Annotated in this window: 20 protein-coding genes; 8 read left to right on the top strand and 12 right to left on the bottom strand. The window is 67.5% G+C overall.

Features of this window, described 5'->3' with window-relative positions:
• The first annotated feature begins 309 nt into the window (after positions 1–309).
• On the top strand, positions 310–1,329 hold the full coding sequence (locus ACQPZQ_RS31595) for a metallophosphoesterase (RefSeq protein ID WP_433286885.1): 1,020 nt from the start codon (positions 310–312) through the stop codon (positions 1,327–1,329).
• Here the strand turns inward: ACQPZQ_RS31595 and ACQPZQ_RS31590 are convergent.
• The 7 genes from ACQPZQ_RS31590 to ACQPZQ_RS31560 all read right to left on the bottom strand — a co-directional run bounded on the left by ACQPZQ_RS31590 (position 1,326) and on the right by ACQPZQ_RS31560 (position 8,394).
• The gene (locus ACQPZQ_RS31590; RefSeq protein WP_433286883.1) at positions 1,326–2,231 is read right to left on the bottom strand and encodes an IS5 family transposase; all 906 of its coding nucleotides are present in this window, start codon (positions 2,229–2,231) and stop codon (positions 1,326–1,328) included. The genes ACQPZQ_RS31595 and ACQPZQ_RS31590 overlap by 4 nt on opposite strands.
• Before the next feature lie 291 nt (positions 2,232–2,522).
• The gene (locus ACQPZQ_RS31585; protein WP_433286881.1) at positions 2,523–3,383 is read right to left on the bottom strand and encodes an SAM-dependent methyltransferase; all 861 of its coding nucleotides are present in this window, start codon (positions 3,381–3,383) and stop codon (positions 2,523–2,525) included.
• An 86-nt stretch (positions 3,384–3,469) separates the two neighbouring features.
• Positions 3,470–4,132 carry a response regulator gene (locus ACQPZQ_RS31580; protein ID WP_433286879.1) on the bottom strand — a complete coding sequence of 221 codons (663 nt, stop codon included), beginning with the start codon at positions 4,130–4,132 and terminating at the stop codon, positions 3,470–3,472.
• Positions 4,129–5,283 (bottom strand): sensor histidine kinase, encoded by a 1,155-nt coding sequence (locus ACQPZQ_RS31575; protein ID WP_433286877.1) that lies wholly within the window; start codon positions 5,281–5,283, stop codon positions 4,129–4,131. The genes ACQPZQ_RS31580 and ACQPZQ_RS31575 overlap by 4 nt, the downstream gene beginning before the upstream one ends.
• A complete protein-coding gene (locus tag ACQPZQ_RS31570; RefSeq protein ID WP_433286875.1) occupies positions 5,280–5,999 on the bottom strand; it encodes a lysostaphin resistance A-like protein in 720 nt (239 codons plus the stop codon). Before ACQPZQ_RS31570 ends, ACQPZQ_RS31575 begins: the two co-directional genes overlap by 4 nt.
• Before the next feature lie 383 nt (positions 6,000–6,382).
• Complete coding sequence (locus ACQPZQ_RS31565; RefSeq protein ID WP_433299450.1) at positions 6,383–8,047, bottom strand: solute symporter family protein; 1,665 nt, start codon at positions 8,045–8,047, stop codon at positions 6,383–6,385.
• Positions 8,047–8,394 (bottom strand): DUF485 domain-containing protein, encoded by a 348-nt coding sequence (locus ACQPZQ_RS31560; RefSeq protein ID WP_433286873.1) that lies wholly within the window; start codon positions 8,392–8,394, stop codon positions 8,047–8,049. Before ACQPZQ_RS31560 ends, ACQPZQ_RS31565 begins: the two co-directional genes overlap by 1 nt.
• A 513-nt stretch (positions 8,395–8,907) precedes the next feature.
• On the opposite strand from ACQPZQ_RS31560, the gene ACQPZQ_RS31555 reads away from it, so the two are divergent.
• Positions 8,908–10,221, top strand: a complete 1,314-nt coding sequence (locus ACQPZQ_RS31555; protein WP_433286871.1) for a hypothetical protein — start codon at positions 8,908–8,910, stop codon at positions 10,219–10,221.
• Between the two features lie 169 nt (positions 10,222–10,390).
• Here ACQPZQ_RS31555 and ACQPZQ_RS31550 read toward each other — a convergent pair whose 3' ends face one another.
• Positions 10,391–10,735, bottom strand: a complete 345-nt coding sequence (locus ACQPZQ_RS31550; protein ID WP_433286869.1) for a hypothetical protein — start codon at positions 10,733–10,735, stop codon at positions 10,391–10,393.
• Positions 10,736–11,385: 650 nt separating this feature from the next.
• Here ACQPZQ_RS31550 and ACQPZQ_RS31545 point away from each other — a divergent pair.
• A complete protein-coding gene (locus tag ACQPZQ_RS31545; protein WP_433286867.1) occupies positions 11,386–11,826 on the top strand; it encodes a nuclear transport factor 2 family protein in 441 nt (146 codons plus the stop codon).
• A 78-nt stretch (positions 11,827–11,904) separates the two neighbouring features.
• Entirely contained in the window at positions 11,905–12,675 is a 771-nt protein-coding gene (locus tag ACQPZQ_RS31540) for an SDR family NAD(P)-dependent oxidoreductase (RefSeq protein ID WP_433286866.1), read from the top strand.
• A 98-nt stretch (positions 12,676–12,773) separates the two neighbouring features.
• On the opposite strand, the gene ACQPZQ_RS31535 is transcribed toward ACQPZQ_RS31540, so the two are convergent.
• Positions 12,774–12,980 carry a helix-turn-helix domain-containing protein gene (locus tag ACQPZQ_RS31535; protein ID WP_433299448.1) on the bottom strand — a complete coding sequence of 69 codons (207 nt, stop codon included), beginning with the start codon at positions 12,978–12,980 and terminating at the stop codon, positions 12,774–12,776.
• A gap of 366 nt (positions 12,981–13,346) precedes the next feature.
• Here ACQPZQ_RS31535 and ACQPZQ_RS31530 point away from each other — a divergent pair, with 366 nt between their 5' ends.
• The gene (locus ACQPZQ_RS31530; protein ID WP_433286864.1) at positions 13,347–14,453 is read left to right on the top strand and encodes a PAS domain-containing sensor histidine kinase; all 1,107 of its coding nucleotides are present in this window, start codon (positions 13,347–13,349) and stop codon (positions 14,451–14,453) included.
• On the opposite strand, the gene ACQPZQ_RS31525 is transcribed toward ACQPZQ_RS31530, so the two are convergent.
• Positions 14,432–15,118, bottom strand: a complete 687-nt coding sequence (locus ACQPZQ_RS31525; RefSeq protein ID WP_433286862.1) for a response regulator transcription factor — start codon at positions 15,116–15,118, stop codon at positions 14,432–14,434. The genes ACQPZQ_RS31530 and ACQPZQ_RS31525 overlap by 22 nt on opposite strands.
• A 316-nt stretch (positions 15,119–15,434) precedes the next feature.
• Between ACQPZQ_RS31525 and ACQPZQ_RS31520 the strand changes: the two genes are divergently transcribed.
• The 3 genes from ACQPZQ_RS31520 (at position 15,435) to ACQPZQ_RS31510 (ending at position 17,432) form a co-directional block, all read left to right on the top strand.
• On the top strand, positions 15,435–15,875 hold the full coding sequence (locus ACQPZQ_RS31520; RefSeq protein ID WP_433286860.1) for a helix-turn-helix transcriptional regulator: 441 nt from the start codon (positions 15,435–15,437) through the stop codon (positions 15,873–15,875).
• A gap of 310 nt (positions 15,876–16,185) precedes the next feature.
• Positions 16,186–16,812 (top strand): isochorismatase family protein, encoded by a 627-nt coding sequence (locus ACQPZQ_RS31515; protein WP_433286858.1) that lies wholly within the window; start codon positions 16,186–16,188, stop codon positions 16,810–16,812.
• 104 nt (positions 16,813–16,916) lie between these two features.
• On the top strand, positions 16,917–17,432 hold the full coding sequence (locus ACQPZQ_RS31510) for a Dps family protein (protein ID WP_433286856.1): 516 nt from the start codon (positions 16,917–16,919) through the stop codon (positions 17,430–17,432).
• Positions 17,433–17,640: 208 nt separating this feature from the next.
• Here ACQPZQ_RS31510 and ACQPZQ_RS31505 read toward each other — a convergent pair whose 3' ends face one another.
• Positions 17,641–18,696: a helix-turn-helix domain-containing protein gene (locus tag ACQPZQ_RS31505; RefSeq protein ID WP_433299446.1), complete on the bottom strand. Its 1,056-nt coding sequence runs from the start codon at positions 18,694–18,696 to the stop codon at positions 17,641–17,643.
• Between the two features lie 210 nt (positions 18,697–18,906).
• Positions 18,907–20,400 carry a serine hydrolase domain-containing protein gene (locus tag ACQPZQ_RS31500; protein ID WP_433286854.1) on the bottom strand — a complete coding sequence of 498 codons (1,494 nt, stop codon included), beginning with the start codon at positions 20,398–20,400 and terminating at the stop codon, positions 18,907–18,909.
• Between the last annotated feature and the right edge of the window lie 470 nt (positions 20,401–20,870).

The raw sequence follows: 20,870 nt of genomic DNA, 5'->3' as shown, positions 1-20,870 counted from the left end.
ACCAGCGCGGTGCCCGCGTCGGAGCTGATCAGCACACGGGTGCTCAACCGGTGCACGCCGGAGTGCGTCCGCGTGGCCTCCGAACATCGGCCCCCAAGTCCGCGGCCGAACGCCGGTTCCCTGCGCCCCCGAAGGCACGATCTGTTGATCAACGGTCACTTCGCGTTCAACTCTCGTGGATAGCGTCGCGCCGCATCGTTCGCGGCCTGGCCTCCGCGTCCGGTCGGCCGCGCTGCCCCGAGCGCGGCATCCGCATCTCCCCACACGGTCGGGATCACCCGCGTGCCCGACCAACGACAGGAGCTCCCCGTGCGACGTCCATTACTCGTCGGCGCCACCCTCGCCCTGGCAATGTCCGCTGTCTGCGTCGGCACCGCCGCCGCCCAGCAACCGGACAAGGCCGGTTTCGGGTTCGCCGTCATCGGCGACATCCCCTACGGCGCCGAGCAGATCGCCCACTTCCCGAGCGTGGTCGATCAGATCAACGCCGATCCCGCGGTCCAGATCGTCAATCACCTCGGTGACATCAAGGACGGCTCCTCGGTCTGTGGCGACGATTACTTCGCCGCGGTCCGAGCTCAGTTCGATCGATTCGCCGATCCGTTCATCTACACCCCGGGCGACAACGAGTGGACCGACTGCCACCGGCCCAACAACGGGGGCTTCGACCCGCTCGAGCGGCTGGACGCCGTGCGCGAGACCTTCTTCCCCAAACCCGGCAAGACACTCGGCGGGCAGAGCGTCGCCGTGCACTCGCAAGCCGATCGAGGCTTTCCGGAGAACGTGTCCTACGACCGCGCCGGAGTCTCGTTCGCCGTGCTGCACGTCGTTGGCAGCAACAACGATCTCGCCCCCTGGACCGGGCAGACCGCGCCGACCCCGGAGCAGGCGGCCGAGGTGCAGCAGCGCACCGCGGCGACCCTCGACCTGATCAACGAGGCCTTCGACCATGCTCGTGGGCAGCGCGCCGTCGCTCTGCTGATGCAGGCCGACATGTTCGACCCGACCGTTGCCAACCCCAGCTTGGCCGCATACTCCGGCTTCCAGGAGATCATCCGGACCATCGCCGAGCGCTCAGCCGACTTCGATGGCCCGGTGTACCTCTTCAACGGCGACAGTCACGTCTACAACTCCGACAACCCCCTCGCGCCCGGGTCGCCGTGGCTGAGCTTGTACGGCGTCACGACCCCGGCGCCCAACCTGACCCGGATCACCGTCGACGGCTCGAACGGCGTGAACAACTACCTCCGCGTCACCGTCCAACCGGGCGACCCGCAGGTGCTGACCTGGACGAAGGTCCCCTTCGACACGACGCCGACCCCGCACTAGCGCCTGTTTACTAATCGGCGGAGCCAGATGTTGATCCCAGCGATCTGGGTGGTGACTTCGAAGCGCAGGGCGAGCTTGTCGTAGCGGGTGGCGAACCCCCGGTGGTGTTTGTGCAGGTTGATGCTGCACTCGACAGCGTGGCGCTGGCGGTAGGTGTCGGGGTCGAACCGTGGAGGCCGCCCGCCATGTGACCCTCGCTTGCGCCGGTGGGCCTGCTGGTCCCGCTTGATCGGGATCGTCGCCCGGATACCGCGACGGCGCAGGTAAGCGCGGTTGGCCCGTGATGAGTACGCCTTGTCGGCCAGGACCCGGTCCGGGCGGGTCCGGGGCCGGCCCCGCCCGGACCGCAGGACCCGGATGCCGTCCAGGACCGGCACGAACTGAGGGCTGTCTCCCCGATGCCCGGCGGTGATCACCGTCGACAACGGTGTCCGTCCCTGTTCAGAGGCCAGGTGCAGCTTGGTGGTCCACCCACCACGAGACCGGCCCAGCGCGTGGTCGGCCGGTTCGGCACCAGGTGGTTCGACTTGGCCGGCCGGGTCGCGGCGGGCACCCGCGGCGTGCTGGTGTGCCCGCACGATCGTGGAGTCCACCGACACGTCCCAGCAGATCAGGCCTGCCTCATCACCGAGTTGCAGCAGGCACTGCAAGATCCGGGTCCATACGCCCTCACGCTGCCAACATCGGAACAAGCCATAGACCGACTGCCACGAGCCGTACCGCTCGGGTACGTCACGCCATGGCGTGCCGGCGCGGGTCCGCCACCGGATCCCGTCGATCAGCTGTCGCCTGCTCCACTTTCGGGGCCGCCCACGTCCAGTATCCGCAGGTAGCAGCGGCTCAAGTAGCTGCCACTGCGCGTCGGTGAGGTCATGACGGGCACCCGCGGGTACGGTGCCCACGAGGTCTCCGGTGGTGATGGTCTTCTTGGTCGTTGATCCATCTACCGGAGACCTCACTCATCTCCACGGACCGACACGCACAGACACGCGACGAAGATCCACTTTCTAAACAGGCGCTAGGTGTGCTGATCGGAGACGTCGGTGTACGTCGCTTGACGACACGGTCCGAGTGATCTGGTGAGGAAGGACGCACGGGGATCACTGGTCTGATCCCACCGTCGCCCACCATGCTGAAGGCCCCTGACCTGCGAGGTCGGGGGCCTTCAGCGTTCTACAGGTCGAGTAGGTCTTTCAGGGCTTCTTTCCCAGCCCGGCCACGAGCACGGTGGACCACGGTCCCTCGGTCTTGGTGGGGTCGGTGGGGCGCCAGTCGTTCGCGTACACGAGACCCGGTTCCACCATCTCCAGGCCGTCGTAGTAGCGGCGGATCTGGTCCCAGGTCCGGATGAACCCGCTGCCGACCCGCGACACGACGTCGGCTTCCAGTTTCTCGTCGGCTTGCGGGTGGTCCTCGCGCAAGAGGTTGACCGTGAACAGGTAGGACCCGGACGGCATCCTCGCGATGAGTCGCTGCGTCACGCCGACCGGGTCCTCGTGATCGGTGAGGTGGTGCAGGACGCTCGCCATGAGCACCGCCCACGGCTTGTCGAGGTCGATCAGCTGCCTGGTCTCGGGTGCGTCGAGGATCGAGTCCGGGTCGGCGGCGTCGGCTTGTGTGACCGATGTGGTCTGGTTGTCCGCCAGCAAGGCGCGGCCGTGAGCGAGGACGATCGGGTCCTTGTCGACGTAGACGACCCGTGCGGTCGGGTCCAGCTGGTGTGCGATCTCGTGCACGTTCTCCTGCGTGGGCAGGCCCGACCCGATGTCGATGAACTGTCGGATGCCGGCTTCGGTGGCGAGGTAGTGCACTGCCCGCTGGAGAGCCCGCCGGTTGCTGACGCAGACTTCGGTGGCACCGCCGTTGTACTTCGCGTTCAGCGCATCGGCTGCGGCCCGGTCGACCGCGAAGTTGTCGTGGCCGCCGAGCAAGTAGTCGTAGACGCGCGCCACCGTCGGTTTGCTGAAGTCGATGCCGCTCAGCTGCCTGTTCTGGCCGACCCGTGGGTAGTGCTCGGCGATCTTGTCGTGGAGCCGTTCGGCGGACTCAGCCATGTCAACCTCCAGTGCGTCGTGCGTCACCGAGCGTAGTCCACGGCGTGATCAAGGGTGTTCCGTCATAGCAGCCGCTTCTGCGGCCGTCAGGTCACCAGGCCGTGGCGGTAGGCGTAGACGACGGCTTGGACGCGGTCACGCAGGCCGAGCTTGGTGAGGATGCGTGACACGAAGGTCTTGACGGTTTCCTGGCTGATCACGAGTACGGCGGCGACTTCGCTGTTGGAGAGGCCGTCTGCGATGAGGCGAAGGACCTCGAGTTCACGCGGGGTCAGCGGCGTGTCGCGTGGGCCGTCTCCCTCGGCAGGCCGGATGCGGGCCGCGAACCTTCCGACGAGCTGGCGCGTCACCTCAGGGTCCAGGAGGGCCGCGCCGGTGGCCGCGGTGCGGATCCCGTGCAGCAGTTGGGCAGGCGGTGCGTCCTTGAGCAGGAACCCGCTCGCTCCCGCACGCAGCGCCTCGTAGACGTACTCGTCCAGGTTGAAGGTCGTCAGCACGACGACCTTGACGGGGTGCGGCACCCCGGCACCGGCCAGCAGGCGAGTGGCCTCGATGCCGTCGAGCACAGGCATGCGGATGTCCATCACCACGACGTCCGGGGTCAGACGGCCGGCGAGGTCGACCGCGGCCTGCCCGTCCCCGCACTCGCCCACCACCTCGAGATCGGGTTGCGCGTCGATGATCGTCACCAGCCCGGTGCGGATCAGCATCTGGTCGTCGCAGACCAGTACCCGGATCGGTGCGGTCACGACCGGCTCCCCGTGGGTATCCGTGCTCGCACGGCGAAGCCTGCGCCGGCTTGCCGGTCCACGACGAAGTCGCCGCCCAGGACAGCGACCCGTTCGCGGAGACCGGCCAGACCCCGTCCACTCCCGCCGGGGGACCCTGCCTGCGACCCGGAGCCGTCCGTGCTCACCTCCACGGTGATCTCCCTTTCGCTGTGATGCACCTGAACCGAAGTGCGGCTGCCGTGTGCATGCTTGAGGGCGTTCGTCAGGGCCTCCTGCACGACCCGGTAGGCCACGAGATCGGCGCTTCCGGTTGACGCCGCCGGCGTGCCCTCCTCGGTGAACTCCACCGGCTGTCCGGCCTGACGCGTCTGCTCCACGAGCGTGCCGAAGCCGCCCGGGGACGATGTCCTGGCTTCGACGCCGTGGTCGGGGTTGAGCAGGTCGAGCAGGTGCCGCAGGTCGGTCATGGCCCGTCGGCCGGTGTCGGTCACTGCGGTCAGGGTCTGGTCGAGACGGTCGGGCGTGGCGGTCAGATAGCGTGCCGCCTCGGCCTGCACGACCATCGCTGTCACGTGGTGGGTGACGACGTCGTGGAGTTCGCGGGCGATGCTCGTGCGTTCGGCAGCGCGGGTGTCCTCGGCGACGCGGCGGCGACGTTCGGCTTCCGCGGCCCGGGTGGAGCGCAGCCAGGCCCCGATGCCCCACGCGAGCACCAGCGCCAGGTAGAACGTCACGAACTCCTCCGGAGGCTCGCCCGAACCGAGCTGGAAGAGCACGACGGCCAGCGGCACGTACGCCGCGGAGAACAGGATCGCGGTGGCGCGTCGGCGCCGTTCCAGATGGGCTCCCACGCTCAGCAGCGCGATCGCCAGCGCGGTGCCCGCGACCGAGTGGTAGCCGCGGAGCTGGTCGACGGCGAAGCCGAGCGAGACCAGGAGGAGACAGGCCGCCGGCCAGCGTCGACGCACGGCGAGCGGGAGGCATTCGAGGGCGACCACCGCGACGGCCAGCGCGTCGAAGGAGCGGGCCGGCATCCCACCGAGCTGCGTCCCGTGGTTGTGGAGCACCGGCAGGAACGACGCTCCCAGCAGCAGGAGCCCGAGCGCGAGATCCCGTACCGTGACGTCGAACCGGCGCCACAGCGTCAGGGCCGTCCGGTGATCGATCATCGAGCGAGCGTAATCGTGGCGTCGACCCGGTCGGCGCGCCGGCGGCGGGGTACCAGATTGCCGCGCCGGCGGGCCAGCCACAGGAACGCGATCGTCACCACGACGCAGAACAGCACCGAGTACAGACTTCCCTCCGGACCGAAATCGCCGCCGGTGAGGGCCACCGGGCCCGACATCGCGGAATCCAGCAGGCCCTGAGGGGTGCCGTTGCCGGAGACCTCCGTGCTGAAAATGCCGCTCGCGGCGAAGTTCCAGCCGAAATGCAGCCCGATCGGCAGCCACAGTTTGCGTGTGGCGACGTACGCGGCGGTGAGCATGCCGCCGGCCTCGATCGCGACGGCGATGGCGCCCCACAGGCTGGCATGCGGGTTGAGCAGGTGCACCAGGCCGAACAGCACGCCGGTCAGCACCAACGCGATCCACGTGCCGGCGCGCTCCTCGGTGATCCGGAACAGAACGCCACGAAACATCAGTTCCTCTGTCACCGCAGCTGCGGCCATGAAGCCGAACAACCCCACCGCACCCGTTACCGATCCCACGCCGTGGACCGCATAACCATCGAGGAAAGCGATGTTCACGATGACGAGCCCGAACAGCGCGGCGCCGAGCAGTGCGCCCCGGCCGATCGCGACCCCGGCACCGTTCCAGGCCACTTCCGTGGACGGGCGGCGCTCGGTCCGCCGCACCAGCCACCCGTAGACGACCACCGACAGCACGGCCGTCAGGAGACCGATTGCGAGCGTGAGCCACGGATTCCCCTGCACCGCGGCGAGGACCTGCCCGCCGATGAAGGCGACCGCCGCGGTGCCAGCGAGTTGCCAGACCAGCCTCATGAGATTCCCTTCGCCAGATCCGCGGCCAGAGCGCTGCGGCTGCGAAGAACGCTATGAATCCGACAGCCCGGAATCGTCACTACACAGTGGACACCTGCGCGTAGCTCGCACGGGGGACAAGAGCCCACCCGCCCGGGGCGTCGTTCCTTGGCGGCGCCTCGCACGCGTGGCTGAACGTCGCGCTCCTCGTGGCTCCCGGTTCGCCTCGGGCCGGCGACGGCCCAGGCCCGCACGCGCGCGCGGCGCTACCCGAGTCAGGGCGTCGCCTAGTGCGAGATCGTCGCCTTCTCCGACCCCGCGCCGGTGAGCGACCGGACCTCCATCTCGGCGAACTTGGCCTCGTCGACCGGTTGACGCCCGCCGACGTAGGTGCCGATGACGCCAAGCAGGAACGACAGCGGGATCGACACCAGGCCGGGGTTGGCCAGTGGGAAGACGTGGAAATCCACGTCCTTGAGCATGGCTGTCGGGCTCCCGGACACTGCCGGCGAGAAGATGATCAGCAGCACGCAGCTGGTCAGCCCGCCGTAGATGCTCCAGAGGGCGCCGGTGGTGTTGAACCGCTTCCAGAACAGGGTGTAGAGGATCGTCGGCAGGTTGGCCGACGCTGCGACGGCGAACGCCAGCGCGACCAGGAACGCGATGTTCTGGTTGCGGGCAAGGATGCCGGCGGCAATGGCGATCACGCCGATCACGACCGCGGTGATCCGGGCCACCCGCACCTCGGAGTCCGGCGGCGCCTCCCCGCGCTTGATCACGTTGGCGTAGACGTCATGGGCGAACGACGCCGACGCGGTGATCGTCAAACCGGCCACGACCGCCAGGATCGTGGCGAAGGCGACCGCGGAGATGAAGCCCAGCAGCACCTCGCCGCCGAGCACGTAGGCGAGGAGCGGCGCGGCGGAGTTCGTCCGGCCGGGCGCGTTGGCGATCGTCGTTGCGCCACCGGGCACCAGAGCGGCGGCGCCGTAGCCCAGCACGAGCGTGAACAGGTAGAAGATCCCGATCAGCCAGATCGCCCACACGACCGAGCGCCGCGCTTCCTTGGCCGAGGGCACCGTGTAGAACCGCATGAGGATGTGCGGCAGGCCGGCGGTGCCCAGCACCAGCGCGAGCGCGAGCGAGATGAAGTCGATCTTCGCTGTCGCCGTGGCACCGTACTGCAGACCCGGACCGAGCAGCTTCTCGCCCAGTGGCTTGGTCTGGCCGGCGGTCTCCAGCACGGGGTTCGCGCTCACCGCCTGGCCGAGCACGGCCGACAGGCTGAAACCGAACAAGGCGAGCACCCAGAGCGTGATCAGGGCGGTGCTGACCAGCAGCAGGGCGGCCTTGATGATCTGCACCCACGTGGTGCCCCTCATCCCGCCCACCAACACGTAGACGATCATCAGGACGCCGACGATCGCAATCACCGCGCCCTGGCCGACGATGTTCGTGTTGGGAATCTTCAGGAGCAGCGCGATCAGCGCGCCGGCACCGGCCATCTGAGCGAACAGGTAGAAGAAGGACACGACCAGCGTGGACGTAGCGGCAGCCGCGCGGACCGGGCGTTGACGCATCCGGAAGCTCAGCACGTCGCCCATCGTGTATTTGCCGGTGTTCCTCAGCAGTTCGGCGACCAGGAGCAGTGCGACCAGCCATGCGACCAGGAATCCGACCGAGTACAGGAAGCCGTCGTACCCGGTGACGGCGATCGCGCCCGCGATGCCCAGGAAGGACGCTGCGGACAGGTAGTCGCCAGAGATGGCGATGCCGTTCTGCGCGCCCGTGAACGAGCGTCCGGCTGCGTAGTAGTCGGCCGCCGTCTTGGTGGCGCGGCTGGCTTGGAAAACCACGACCAGCGTGACGACGACGAATGCGGCGAAGATGCTGATGTTGAGCAGGGGGTTGCCGACGCTCGCCGGCGCACTGCCCTGCGCGAGGTGATCCATCATGTGTCCCCTCCTTCGATCCTCTCGCGCAGCCGTTCGGCGCTGGGGTCGAGGCGCCGGTTCGCGTAGTGGACGTAAGCGGCGGTGATGGCGAAGGTCGAGACGAACTGCAGAAGCCCGATCACCAGCCCGACGGTGATGTTTCCTGCCAGCTCGGTGGCCATGAACGCCGGCGCGTAGCTGGCCAGCAGGACGTACAGCAGGTACCAGAGCAGGAACGCCGCGCTCATGGGAAAGACGAACCGGCGGAGCCGATGCCGGAGATCCTGGAACTCGCCGGTTTGTTGAACCTGCTCGTACACAGTGGTCGTTGCCGGCCTTCCGGCCGATGGATCGATGTGGGACACGATGCCTCCTCGCGCACCCCGGGGTACCCGTATCGACAGCGCGAAATCGCCCGATACTCGACCGTTTGACCGAATTCGAGGCGGAATCTGCCGTACGCGAGGACTCATTCGGCTCGGCGGGTGCACGCACCCCGTCCGATGGGCCATTGCGCGGGCTTCCGCCCACGTGGTCGTTGACCTCCGCCGTGGAGACCTCCACAGGGCGCGCGACGACGTCTTCGCCCTCGGCGATGCGCACGTTCTGGCTGGAGTTCGGCCTTGTTCGGAGCACATGGCACGCCGAGCCGAGGCAGCCGGACCGAAGGTCGTAGAGGCCGGACGACGCCGCTGTGGAGTCATCGGGAGCTCGCGTTCGCGGCCGTGCGGCTGAGGAGCGGGACGACGGTGCCGCGGGCCTGACAGTCAGATGCTGCCCGTCCGGTCAGCCATGCTGACCGGCAGTACCTGGCATCAGCAGTGCCCCACCGAGTACCTAGAGGGGGTTGACGATCTCGCGGGAGAAGAGAGACCCCCGTGCACGCTCACGAGAAGGCCGGACACACCGGGGCCGGTAGCGCCCGTACCCCAACCCGCAAGCCCGAATCCGTCTCACCTGCACAGTTGCGTGGCCTGCTCGACCTGCAGGCCGGCGCGGGCAACGCCGCAGTCGTCCAGATGCTCGGCCGGGCCGGCCACCCCTGGGCCCAGGAACACCAGCACCATAACGCCGGATGCGGCCACCAACAGACCGCACAACAGCGGGCGGCGCAGCGCTCCACCGTCCACGACGTGCGGGCTCGAGTTGCGGACGGTCGCCGGCCGGAGGCGCCGGCGCGAGCGTTGAACGCCACCCCGCCGGCTGTTGGTGCGCATGCGCCGCGCACACCGCAAGGCATGCTGGCGCTGCAACGGACGGTCGGCAACCAGGCGGCCACTGTCGTGGTTGCGCGTATGCCACAACCACAGCAGCAGGCGCCGCAGCAGGGTGGTGGCGGTGCCGGCGGCTATCTCCACGGCTGGCTTGTGTGGTTGTTCGCGTGGTTCGCGTGGCTCACGCGCAATGCGCAGCGACAGGCGCCGGTCGCGGTGGAGGCTGGGCCCGTCGCCGAGCCGACCCCGCCGCCGGTCGCCGCGCCGACGGCTGTCGCCGAGGAGGCTCCGCCACCAATCACGGCGCCGGTGGCTACCGCCAAGGAGCAGCAGCTGATCTCGGACTACGAGCGCGTCGCGCTGCGCACCAAGTCTCGCAAGCTGTCGGACCAGATCGACAAGATGAACGATGCCAAGCTGCAGGCACGCGTCAACAAGCTCTCCGAGGAGATCGATTCGCTACTGAAACAGGGGACGGTCGACAAGCTCGAAAAGATCGAACACGAAATCGGCAACATATACCGTGCGATCGAGAAGGCGTCGGCTTCTCAGCCCGAAGCGGGCGAGAGCTCGACCGAGCCCGCTGTAACCAATGCGGCGGGCCAGCGACCCGTCGTCATCCAGTACGGCACCATCGGCTCGAGCGCCGCGGGGTGGGGGGAGTACGGCCACGTGGTCGAGCGTGTGATCGAGGAGATGCGGGATGGCCGCGTGACACTCGGGCCGGACTTCAAGCCGCAGCTGGCCGGCCTGTCGGTCAGGGCACACTGGCAGCAGGGTGACCCGCAGAACTTCATCAAGGTCTATCTCGACGCCGAGGATCGTGGTGCAGGGACCCAGATGCGCGGCTACTTCCGCTACAAGGTTTTCGACGACCGCCTGGTGATCAAGTTCGTTGCGATCCGGAAGGAACACGGCGGCAAGGACACCACGGAGTTCGGCGATCACACGGAGGTCGTGAGCGAAACGGAAAGCTAGCTCGCGGCGCCGGCGCCCCGAACGGACCACGTTGGTTGTACGGAGTCCGGGAGGACCACAGGCGGGCGGTCGGCGTGGCCGCTGCATCGGTGGATCGTGCTCACCGGCCTCTACCGATCATCTGAGACGGTTGCTGCACCGGCGGCCCTCGCACGGGCATGGCAGGGTCTCAGTGCTCCCAGTCCGAGCCAGGGCACATGTTGAACCGGTCTACGGCGTCGATGGTGCGCTGTGCTTCTGGTCGCCCGAACCCGTCGCCGGCCATCGCCCGGGCTACAAGGTCAATGGCCTCTTCGCGGCTCATGTCGCGGCGCGCCTTGCGCTCGCAGGCAGCGGTGGCGGCGGCGTGGGGACCCCGGAAGTAGGGGATTCCCTCGACGGCCGCGAGGTAGCCGGAGTAGTCGGGTCCGTCCAGGGCGTGAGGGGCCCGGGGTCCAGCGGAAACACCACAACCTCCGCACCCGGCTAGCAGAGCGCCGAGGGCGAGGGCGGAGAGCAGGCGCCGGAGATTCACGCGGCGATCTTCCCATTTGTCCGTTACTGACGGGAGGGGATCACGCCCCGAGGTTGGTGCAGCAGGTGCACGCGGGACATCCGGACGGGCGTGACCGCAGAAGCCAGCGCCGACGGCCCAATGCCGACAATCGGCTCGGGTGTTCTTGGGGGCGCCCGTCCTGCACGAACAACTGACCTGTCCGCCGTGCTCGTGGAGACGAGGGTCGCGGTGCCCGTAGTCGGGACGCGGTCGCCGGACGGAGGGGTGGTGTCTCGAGCCGTGGTCGGTCTGGCGAAGGACGCCGGCAACGCGGTGCCGGTAGGGCGGAGTTGTCGTGGGTAACCGCGCGCTCGCAGGACCCCTCGCCCTGCGAGCGCCGCGGCGGCGGAGAGTGCGACATGCTGATCCCAGGCGCCGGCGTGCTGCCGAGATGGATCAGGCTCCGCCGTCGGCGAAATCGCTTATCTTTTTGATGACGCACTTAATTCGCTTCTCGAAGGATGCGCTGCATCCTCTGCCATTACCAGTGATCAGCAAACCACGTTTCCATCGCGGTCTGACAGACCGGACGTCTCCGTGATGGACGTTTTTTCGTCGGGAGGTCGTTTTTCTTCTTCGAAGGTTGCAGAACTGGCCCGGTCTGGCGATGCTCCAGTTCCATGAATGACATGCCGGAGAGTCGGCCGAGCGTGGAGCCCGTGGTGGATGCGAGCGCGGCCCCGTACCCAGCCCTGCGCTGGGAGGTGTACGGGCTGTTCAGCAGTATCGACGCGATGGACGTTGCGGCGGTGGTCGGAATGTTTACCGACGACGCCGTTGTGCGCTTCGCCAACCAGGAACGCGTGGTGGGCAAGGCAGGGGTTCAGCAGGCGGTCGAGACGCTCTTCTCCGGGATCCGTGGGCTGAGCCACGCGGTCACCGGCGTGTGGTTGGGCAGTTGGGAGGAGGGTGAGGTGGTGAGTGTGGAGAGCGAGGTCACCTATACCCGCCTCGATGGGGTGCGGCTGGCGCCCCTTCCCGTCACGACCACATTGCGTATGACGGAGGGTCTGGTCAAGGACTACCGGGTGTTCATGGATCCCTCGCCGCTGTTCGCGACGGAGACTTGACGTGACCGACGCCGTCGCTGTCCGGCTTGCCAGCGCATAGGACGGCGCGCTCGCCGTCAGGTGGGACATGAGAATCGCATGAACGGGGATTTCGACGGCAAGGTCGCGCTGGTGACCGGCGCGGCAGGTGGCATCGGGCGGTCCTGCGCCCTCGCCTTCGCCGCCCGCGGCGCAGCCGTCGTGGTGTGCGACCTGGTCGAACCGACCGACACCGCAGCAGAGGTCGAGTGCCATGGCGTCAAGGCCCTGTCGCTCCAGCTCGATGTCGCGGATGGCTCCGCGGTCCGCGACGCCGTCGACGCGGCCGCGCGCGCGTTCGGCCGGCTCGACTTCGCCAACAACAACGCAGGGGCCGTCGCCGTGGCCCAGCTCGCCGATCTCACCGAGGACGAGTGGAACCGTGCGGCCTCGGTCAACCTGGGTGGCGTCTTCCTGGGGATGAAGTATCAGATCCCCCACCTGCTCGAGACTGACGGCGCCATCGTCAACACCGCCTCGATCTGGTCGGAGCAGGGATGGGCCGTCGAAAGCGCCTATGTCGCGAGCAAACACGGCGTCGGCGGCCTGACCAGGACCGTTGCGGTCGATTACGGCAGGCAGGGCATCCGGATCAACGCCGTCTTGGCGGGCGGGATCCGGCCCGCCATGACCGCTGCGGCACTGACGGAGGCGACGGCACCGATCCTCAGCCCGACGACGCTCGGCCGCTACGGCGAGGCACCCGAGGCCGTCGTCTGGCTCTGCTCAGCCGGTGCCGCCCACATCAACGGTGCGGTCCTGCTCGTCGGCGGCGGTACCTCGCCGCCTGATTCCGAGGAGCCGCGCCCTGTTCGTCCGGGCTTGTCGTGATCATCGATGGTTCCTCCTGGCGAATGATGGGCATGCGCGCCCGTCTCTCGAAATCGATACTTGCGTCGTTCCTCTTCAACGTGGGCACACGTTTCTCGTCAGCTGGGAGGCTTATCACGGCGCCAACTGCTGGGCATCACCCCGTATTGCCGCTGGAACGCACGATCGAACGTCCTGCGATCGAGGAATCCCACCGCAGCCGCGATGTCCGACGGTCTGAGCCAGGCGTGCCTCGGGTCGGACAGTAGCGCCTCCGCCGCGAGCAGCCGTTGTTCGCGCAGGTAGGCACCGGGCGTGGTCCCGATCCGTTCGCTGCGACGGCTTCCAGGCGGCCGGCATGAACATCCTTCTGAGGCCCAACCGAGTCACCTGGTCGACCACATCTGGCCATCTCGGGGTGGACGTTTCGTCGTCAGCTGGTAGTCATCTCCCCCTTGATCCGGACCCTCCGTCGAGCCCTCAGCTTCCGAGGCCACCTGGTCTTCGGGCAGTGTCCTAGGAGCTGCTGCGCGGGTTCGCCTCTCGCATCAGGTGCGGCGTATGACACATACTGGCTGTGCCGAACGCCACGGCAGGCCCTGAAATCGGCCGTCAGCAGGCCCGCTGTTCGTAACCGGTCTGTCCGAACGGGCATGTCGGGGCCGCGTGGCACCGGACACGAGGACATCCAAGTGACGACAGCTGAGCAGGTGGTCTCCCGCATCCTGCGGGACGTTCCACAGCCGATCTGGGTGGTCGACGCCGGCGGGTGCATCACGTTCGCCAACCCCGCGGCCGTCGCGGCGCTGGGTTATCAGGACAACAGCGAGTTCCTCGGTAAGCCGAGCCACACGACCGTCCACTACTGCCCACCGGATCGTCCGGGGGGTGATGAGAACTGCGTCCTCCTCGCGCCGGCACGTACCGGCAAGGCCGCGCACGGTGAGGAGGAGCGCTTCATCCGGCGTGACGGCTCGCTGTTCCCGATCGCCTGGTGGTCCTCTCCGATCGAGCTGCCGACCGGTCGGGGTGTGGTCCTGGCGTTCACCGACATCACCCAACGCCGACGTGGCGAGCAGGCAGCTCGGGAGCGCGACGCGGCCACCATTCGTGCCGCGGAGGCCAAGGCGGCGCAGCGCCGCATCGTGGAGCAGACCACGGAGGTCCGCCGCCAGATCGCCCGCAACCTGCACGACGGGGCACAGCAGCGGCTCGTGACGTTGATGGTCAGTCTGGAGCTCGCCCGCAGCGAGCTCGCCCCCGGTGACTCCGACTTGCGGGTATTCCTGGACGGCGCCGTGACCGAGACCCAGAGTGCGATCGACGAGCTCCGCGAGTTCGTCGCCGGTCTGCATCCACCGACGCTCCATTGCTACGGGCTCATGGCTGCCATCCAGGGCCTCGCCGACCGGATGCCGATACCGAGCCGGATCACGAGCAACCTCGGGAAGCGGCGACTGTCGGAGTCCGTCGAGGCGAGCGCGTACTACGTGGTGGCCGAGGCGATGGCGAACGCGGTGAAGCACGCGCGGGCGAGCTGCGTGACCGTCTCCGTCGAGTTCGACGGAACGGCGCTCGACATCAGTGTCACCGACAACGGGATCGGCGGCGCACGGATCGGTGCGGGCTCCGGGCTCGTCGGGCTCGTCGACCGAGTCGGCGCTCACGACGGCACGATCGACGTGGGCTCTCCGCGTGAAGGTGGCACCACCGTCCGGATCATGATCCCGGTGGATCCGAGGCTCGCGCTGCGGCAAAAACCGGTGAAACCCGGTGATCACGCCTCGCGGGAGGTGTAGGGCGTCCGCTGGTTGCGGAGGTAGGCGAGCACGGCGAGCACGCGGCAGTGCTGGGTACGGTCGGCCCTTCGCAGGCCGAGCTTGGTGAAGATCCCCGTGACGTGCCGCTCGACGGCCGGGACGGTGACGACCAGGCGCTCGGCGATCCCGGCGTTGGCGTGGCCCTCGGCCATCAGGGTCAGGACCTCGTGCTCCCGTGGAGTCAGCTGGGCGACCGGACCGGGTCCGTTGTGCCGGTTGACGAGGTGGGCGATCACGTCGGGGTCCAGGGCGGATCCGCCGGCCGCGACACGGCGGACGGCGTCGAGCAGAGCCGACGTGTCGGCAACCTTCTCCTTGAGGAGGTAGCCGGTCCCTTCGGGACGCGTGCCGACGAGCTCGAGCGCGTAGTCGGCGTCGAGGAACTGTGAGAGCAGGATGATTCCGATCTCCGGGTGTGCGGTGCGCAGTTCGACGGCTGCCCGCAGGCCGTCGCCGTCGTGATTCGGGGGCATCTCGATGTCCGTCACCACGACGTCGGGCTTCAGATCCAGCGCCGACCGCCGCAGATCGTCCGCGTTGTCCACCGCGTCGGCCACCTCGACGCCGGCGCGTTCGAGGACCCGGACGATGCCCTCGCGGACGAGGGCGTTGTCCTCACCGACGACGACCCGCAGTGCGGCCACCGTCACAGCGTACGAAGGCCGGTGGAGGCTGTCTGTGGGGTTCGCCCTACACCTGCCCTCGGGTGTGCATCGCTTCAACCCTGGTGGTCACCCAATGGGCGCGAAAGGTCGCCGTCGGCACACTCGGCTATACGGACGACCTCCGGAAAGGAATCAGATGGACGGGACAATAGGGATACGTCGCCGGACCGCGACCGGATGGTCCAACGGCGACGACACGGCGTCCCCGACCTCTCCGCACAGGCACGGGAATTTCCTGTTCGTCCCGTATCTCCCGAAACCGAGGTCCCCGGCGTCGGTCGATCGCCTCCTCGACATGATGCTGATGCACGTCCGCGAGCACCTGGCCGACCCGAACTTGCAGGTCGGGGAGCTGGCGCGGCGACACCACGTGTCGGTCAGTCACGTGTACACCTTGTTCGAGCCGATCGGGATCACGCCCGGTGCCTACCTGCGCGAACAACGGTTGCTCGCCGCGCAGGCGATGCTTTCCGACCCGCGGTATGCCTGGCTCGCGACGCCGGACATCGCGGCTGCGGTGGGGTTCCTCGAACGCAGGACGTTCGATCGGGCGTTCCGGCGGCAGTACGGGATGACGCCCAACAGTTGGCGCCGTCAGCATTGCCCCACCGGATCTGCTCCCGGAACCCTCGATCAGGAATGCCGCCGCCGGTCCCCGGGCAGGATGCGGGAAGCCGCGCATGAGGCCGGATCAGGCGGGACGGCGTCCGGTCGTCGAATCGTCACCCGGCCGTGAAAGTCGGGATCCGTTCGGAGAACTACCGGTGCGTGTAACTGGCCGACGATGTCTGGAGAACTCACGTATCTGCACGGCTCCGAGATGTTCGTTGGCCAGGGTGCGCCAGTTGACCACCCCGGGTGGTCTACGGGACGTTTTTTCGTCAGCTGGTAGGCATTTCCTCCTGGAGAGTTGCAGGAGAAGGTCTGAAGCGTTGATGCTCGTGCCGTACTTTTGTCGGAGCGACCGCTCGAAGTCCAGTGGCCGAGGAACCGGCCGCAGCCGCGGTCGACGCCGGAGCCATGAATCGTTTGTTTCCGGAGGAACAGTGAGCGACACCACGTGCACTGAGCGGCTGACGCGGGACAATGCGGCGGTCCTGCTGATCGACCACCAAGTCGGCCTCTACAGCGGCATCGTCGACATCCCGCTCGCCGAGCTGAAGCACAATGTGGTCGCCCTGACCAAGGCCGCGCAGGTGCTGGGCCTGCCGATTATTGCCACCACCACTGCAACTGACAGCATGTGGGGCCCGATGATTCCCGAGCTCGCCGCGGCGCTGCCCGCCGATCTCGACGTGCCCGACCGCACCAGCGTCAACGCCTGGGACGACCCGCGGGTCGTCGCGGCGGTCCGCGCGACGGGTCGCAAGAAACTGCTCATCGCGGGAATCTCGACCGAGGTCTGCCTCGCCTTCGCTGCAGTGAGCACGACCGCCGAGGGCTTCGACGCCTACGCCGTGATCGACGCTGCAGGCACCTTCTCCCAGACCAAACGCGAGACGGGGCTGCTGCGGATGCAGCGGGCCGGCGTCACGCCGATCGACTATGCCACCGCGATCGTCGAAATCCTCGCGGACAACGCCGACCCGCTGGCCGGGGAGGTCTACGCGGCGCTCGACATGCCATTCGCTGTACTGGTCGGCCAGATCGCCCAGGCCCTGACCAAGAGCTGAGCGTGCCGCCCGAGTTCGCAGACTCGGCGCCCTCAGATCGGCGTGTGGACGGTCCGCAAGTCCCCGAAGCTTTCTCTATGACCGGCATCATCGAAAGGAGTGGGGTGAGCACCACAATGCCCATGAGTAAACAGCGCACTACCCGTCGGGACGAGGCCGCCGTCCGCAACTTCCAGGCATCGCCACAGCTGGCCGCGGATCTGCAGCGAGTCCTCGCTGACCTGATCGAACTGCATCTCCAGGGCAAGCAGGCCCACTGGAACGTCGTCGGACAGAACTTTCGCGACCTGCACCTGCAGTTGGATGAACTCGTCGACGCCGCGCGTGAGGCCGGCGACACGATCGCCGAGCGGATGCGCGCCCTCGATGCCGTTCCCGACGGGCGGTCCGACACGGTCGCGGCGACCACCAGCCTTGCGCAGTTCCCGGCCGGCGAGCAGAGCACGGCCGAGGTGGTTGACCTGATCACCGTCCGCATCTACACCGCGGTCGACACCATCCGGGCCGTCCACGATGCGGTCGACGCCGTGGACCCGAGCACGACGGATCTCCTGCACGCGATCATCGACACCCTCGAGAAGCTGGCCTGGATGGTCAAGGCGGAGAACCGCAAGATTTAGCGCCCCCGATCGGCCGACCCGCCTTCTCGGTCGTCCGCGATGTTGTCAGGCGTCGGAACTGCAGTCCCTTCTAAGCCGGTTCTCGGTTTACGAGAGCCGTGCAGATTCAAGCGACCACCAGGGCGGCGCCGGCCTCGGGGCTCGATAATCGACCATCGGGCACGGCGAAAGCGGGGCTGATTCTGCGTGGCGGTGGACCCTGCTCAGGCTACTGCGACTCCGGGTCTGCACCCGCTCGGGGAGGCATCTTGTCATCGAGGGCTGCGGAAGCAGATCTGGCCCGGCGCTGCTCACGGCGCCAGCTGCTCGGCGTCGTCCCGTACTGCCGCCGGAACGCCCGCAGGAATGTTTTGGGTTCGACGAACCCCACCGCTGCTGCGATGTCCGACGTACCGAGCCAGGTGTACCGCGGGTCGGACAGCATCGCCCGTGCCGCGACCAGCCGTTGCTCGCGCAGGTAGACGCCGGGCGTGGTTCCGATCCGTTCGAACAGGGTGTACAGGTGGTTGACGGACACTCTGTGCCGCCGCGCCAGTTCCCCGACGCTCAGGTGTGGGTCGGCCAGGTGTTCGCGGACGTGCACGAGCATCATCTCGAGCAGCACCTCCGCGGAACCGGCACTGCCCGGAACCGAGGGCACGACGTCCCGCAGCGCCATCGCGAGCAGATCGATCGCGGCGTGCCCGGCGTCGAGTCGCTGCGGCGCGGTGAGGCGGTCCGCGACCGTGAACAACCGGCCGAGGTAGGCGCCCAGCGTCTGCATGGCCGGGGCTGCGGGATCCACGCTGCGTGCACACACCTCGTTGATCTCAGCAGCACGAAGCGGCAGCAACTCACGGGTGAAGGACAGGGTCAAGTACTGGACCTCGGTCGGTGTAACCCGCTCGTAGGGACTGCGCGCCTCGATCAGAATCCCCGCACCGGCCGCCGTCTCAGCGAAACGGTCGCGCTGGCGCATGTAGCCGCGGCCGGCCATCTGTACGGTGAAGAGCATCCGGTTGTCTTCCGACGAGTCCGCCGCCATCTTTTCCGTCCGGATCGACGACCTCGGCCCCCAGTTCGACCGTGAGATCGCCAGGCCCTCGTCCAGCGTCTGCAACGCCGCTCGCGCAGGATGGTCGCCCCCACTACGCGAGATCGTTGGAATGAAGAACTGGCGGATGGCATCCTCAAACGCTTCAACGGAGGACTCGCAGATCTGCACTAACGCGAGGTTAGCGCATTGCGTTTCATGCCGGGTTACGTATATCCCGTTTACGTGCATAGTGACATACAGACGCGCACTATATGAACTCCGATAGGCCGCGTCTGGCGCACCGCGTTCCGCCACCCTGGACGCCCTGACCACTGCTCCTTGTCTCGGCCGTGCGGACCAGGCGCGAGGATGCCGTCGCCCCGTCGTTCGGGTTCGGCTGGATCTCGGTTCTGGGATGGACGTCTTCTCGTCGGGGGTCGCTCTTGTGGTCACGTGCCCCTACCGCCGAATACCCCGCACCGGCGAGAGCTCGGTCGGGCCCGAGTTGACGTTGACCGTGTGCTCGACCGTGACGCCATCGGTGTCGAAGCGAAGCGCGAGCCGGTCGATGAACGGCGATTCGAGAAAATGCCAGGTCAGGCACAGGACGTCGGCTGCGCGGTCGTGATCACGCGGGGGGAGCCACTGTGCGGCTGCCAGGATGGCGGTGGAGGCGTCCTGGTAAGAGTGATGGAGTCGCCACACGCTCACCCCGGTGCACTGCCGGACCCAATGCCCCACGCCGTGTTCGATCGCATGCCGGCCACGCTCGTCCTCCAGAACGAGCAGCACCGCGTCCGCCCTCACCTCCACCGACAGCGCAAGCAGGCCGTGCTCGTTGGGCTGGAGGTCGTACGTTCCGCGGAACCCGACGAGGCGCGCCGAGGGAGACAAAGGTTCCGGTTCGCGGGCGTGGCGAACCCAGCTGTCGACCGCGTCGCCCTCGGCGGTCTCGGACGTTCGATCCCGTACCTTCTCGTCGAAGGCGATCCGGAAGGTCTCCCGGAGCATCTGGGGGAGGTCGTGGTAGGTGCCGTCACCCATTGCACCGGTCACGACGACGACCCCTTGCTGGTCGGGGAAGATCATGCATTCCTGACCGAAGATGCCCGAGGCGTTGTAGACCCCGTCCTCCGTCGTCCAGAACTGGTAGCCGTAGCCGTAGCCGGTCCTGGCGTCGATAGCCGGTCGGACGAGTTCCCTGCCGTTCCACCTACCGCTGACAGCACGCCGGACGTGCAGGGCGGAGGCTTTCTGCGGCCATCCTCCCGGCAGGACCCGCTTTCCTTCCCACACACCGTCCTGGAGATGGAGAACGCCGAAGGACAGCAGATCGCGTGGGCGGAGCGAGAGGCCGTTGCCGCCGCTGGCCAGACCGTCCGGGTCTCGATCCCAGTCGAAGTCGACGATGCCCAGCGGTTCGAACAGGCGAGGACGAAGGTAGTCGTCGACGGGCCGGCCGGACACCTCGTGCACGATCGCCGACAGGACATGGCTCGTCGTGCTGCTGTACACGAAATTCCGGCCCGGCGGCTCGACCACCGGCTCCTCGAGGAACTCGCCGACCCAGCCGGTCCGGCGCAGCCGGGTCGTCGCACCGGAGAGCCCACGGCCGTGCCCTGTCTGCATGGTCAACAGATCGCGTACCCGCATCCGGCGCAGGTTCTCGGCGGGCACACGGGGCAGCCGGCCACCGAAGAAATCCACGACCAGATCGTCGAGTCGCAGCAGGCCCTCGGCTTCAGCGAAACCGACCGCGGTTCCGGTGAAGCTCTTGGTCACCGAATGAAGCTTGTGCTTGAGGTCCGGATCGTGCGGCCACTGCCACAGGTCCAGCACCGTTCGCCCGCGCCAGTGGACGAGCAGCGAATGCAGCCGCATACGCCGGTGCGCAAGATCCTTCAGAAGTGCGTGTATCGGGCGCATGCCCATGGTCGCCACGTCGTTGGCCATCGCCACCGTTGATCAGACCTCCCTGGTTGAGCCAGAATTCGGAAACCGGCGGGTTGTGTGCGCGTGCCAGACCCCAGCCGTCGCCGATCGACGATCGTGCGGATGCGTGTGACGCACTACCGGTGGATGAGCGGACCGGCGCAACGCCAGGTGGCGCTGCGACGGTCCCTCAGCAGCTGCCCGGAATCCTGGCCATCACCCGGACAACTCCCTTCTTCGCGAGTTTCGCGAAACCGGTAATCGCCTGCTGCGCAGGCCGTGCACAGCGAAGGGCACGACGAGTCGCATGAGAGCTCTGCTCTCATTCAATATCAACAGACGCTCCCGGGCGATCGACTCTCCGCATGTCATCAATAATCTCGAAGCATCGCAACTCCCCATCCCATTTCGCAACCATCGAGGGAGAAAGGACCCCGCCGAGGAGAAAAAGTCCCGTCCGAAGATGCGAGACGTGGAAATTGTCCACAACG

This window comes from Pseudonocardia sp. CA-142604, assembly GCF_050948475.1.
GTDB lineage: Bacteria > Actinomycetota > Actinomycetes > Mycobacteriales > Pseudonocardiaceae > Pseudonocardia > Pseudonocardia alaniniphila.
This window is presented reverse-complemented; position numbering and strand designations above follow the sequence as displayed.

Excerpts from the sequence above, each read along its gene's own strand:
- ACQPZQ_RS31565 (WP_433299450.1), bottom strand. The coding sequence starts at position 8,047 with ATGGATCACCTCGCGCAGGGCAGTGCGCCGGCGAGCGTCGGCAACCCC.
- ACQPZQ_RS31540 (WP_433286866.1), top strand. The coding sequence starts at position 11,905 with ATGAACGGGGATTTCGACGGCAAGGTCGCGCTGGTGACCGGCGCGGCA.
- ACQPZQ_RS31585 (WP_433286881.1), bottom strand. The coding sequence starts at position 3,383 with ATGGCTGAGTCCGCCGAACGGCTCCACGACAAGATCGCCGAGCACTAC.
- ACQPZQ_RS31545 (WP_433286867.1), top strand. The coding sequence starts at position 11,386 with ATGCCGGAGAGTCGGCCGAGCGTGGAGCCCGTGGTGGATGCGAGCGCG.
- ACQPZQ_RS31500 (WP_433286854.1), bottom strand. The coding sequence starts at position 20,400 with ATGGCCAACGACGTGGCGACCATGGGCATGCGCCCGATACACGCACTT.
- ACQPZQ_RS31505 (WP_433299446.1), bottom strand. The coding sequence starts at position 18,696 with ATGCACGTAAACGGGATATACGTAACCCGGCATGAAACGCAATGCGCT.
- ACQPZQ_RS31520 (WP_433286860.1), top strand. The coding sequence starts at position 15,435 with ATGATGCTGATGCACGTCCGCGAGCACCTGGCCGACCCGAACTTGCAG.
- ACQPZQ_RS31575 (WP_433286877.1), bottom strand. The coding sequence starts at position 5,283 with ATGATCGATCACCGGACGGCCCTGACGCTGTGGCGCCGGTTCGACGTC.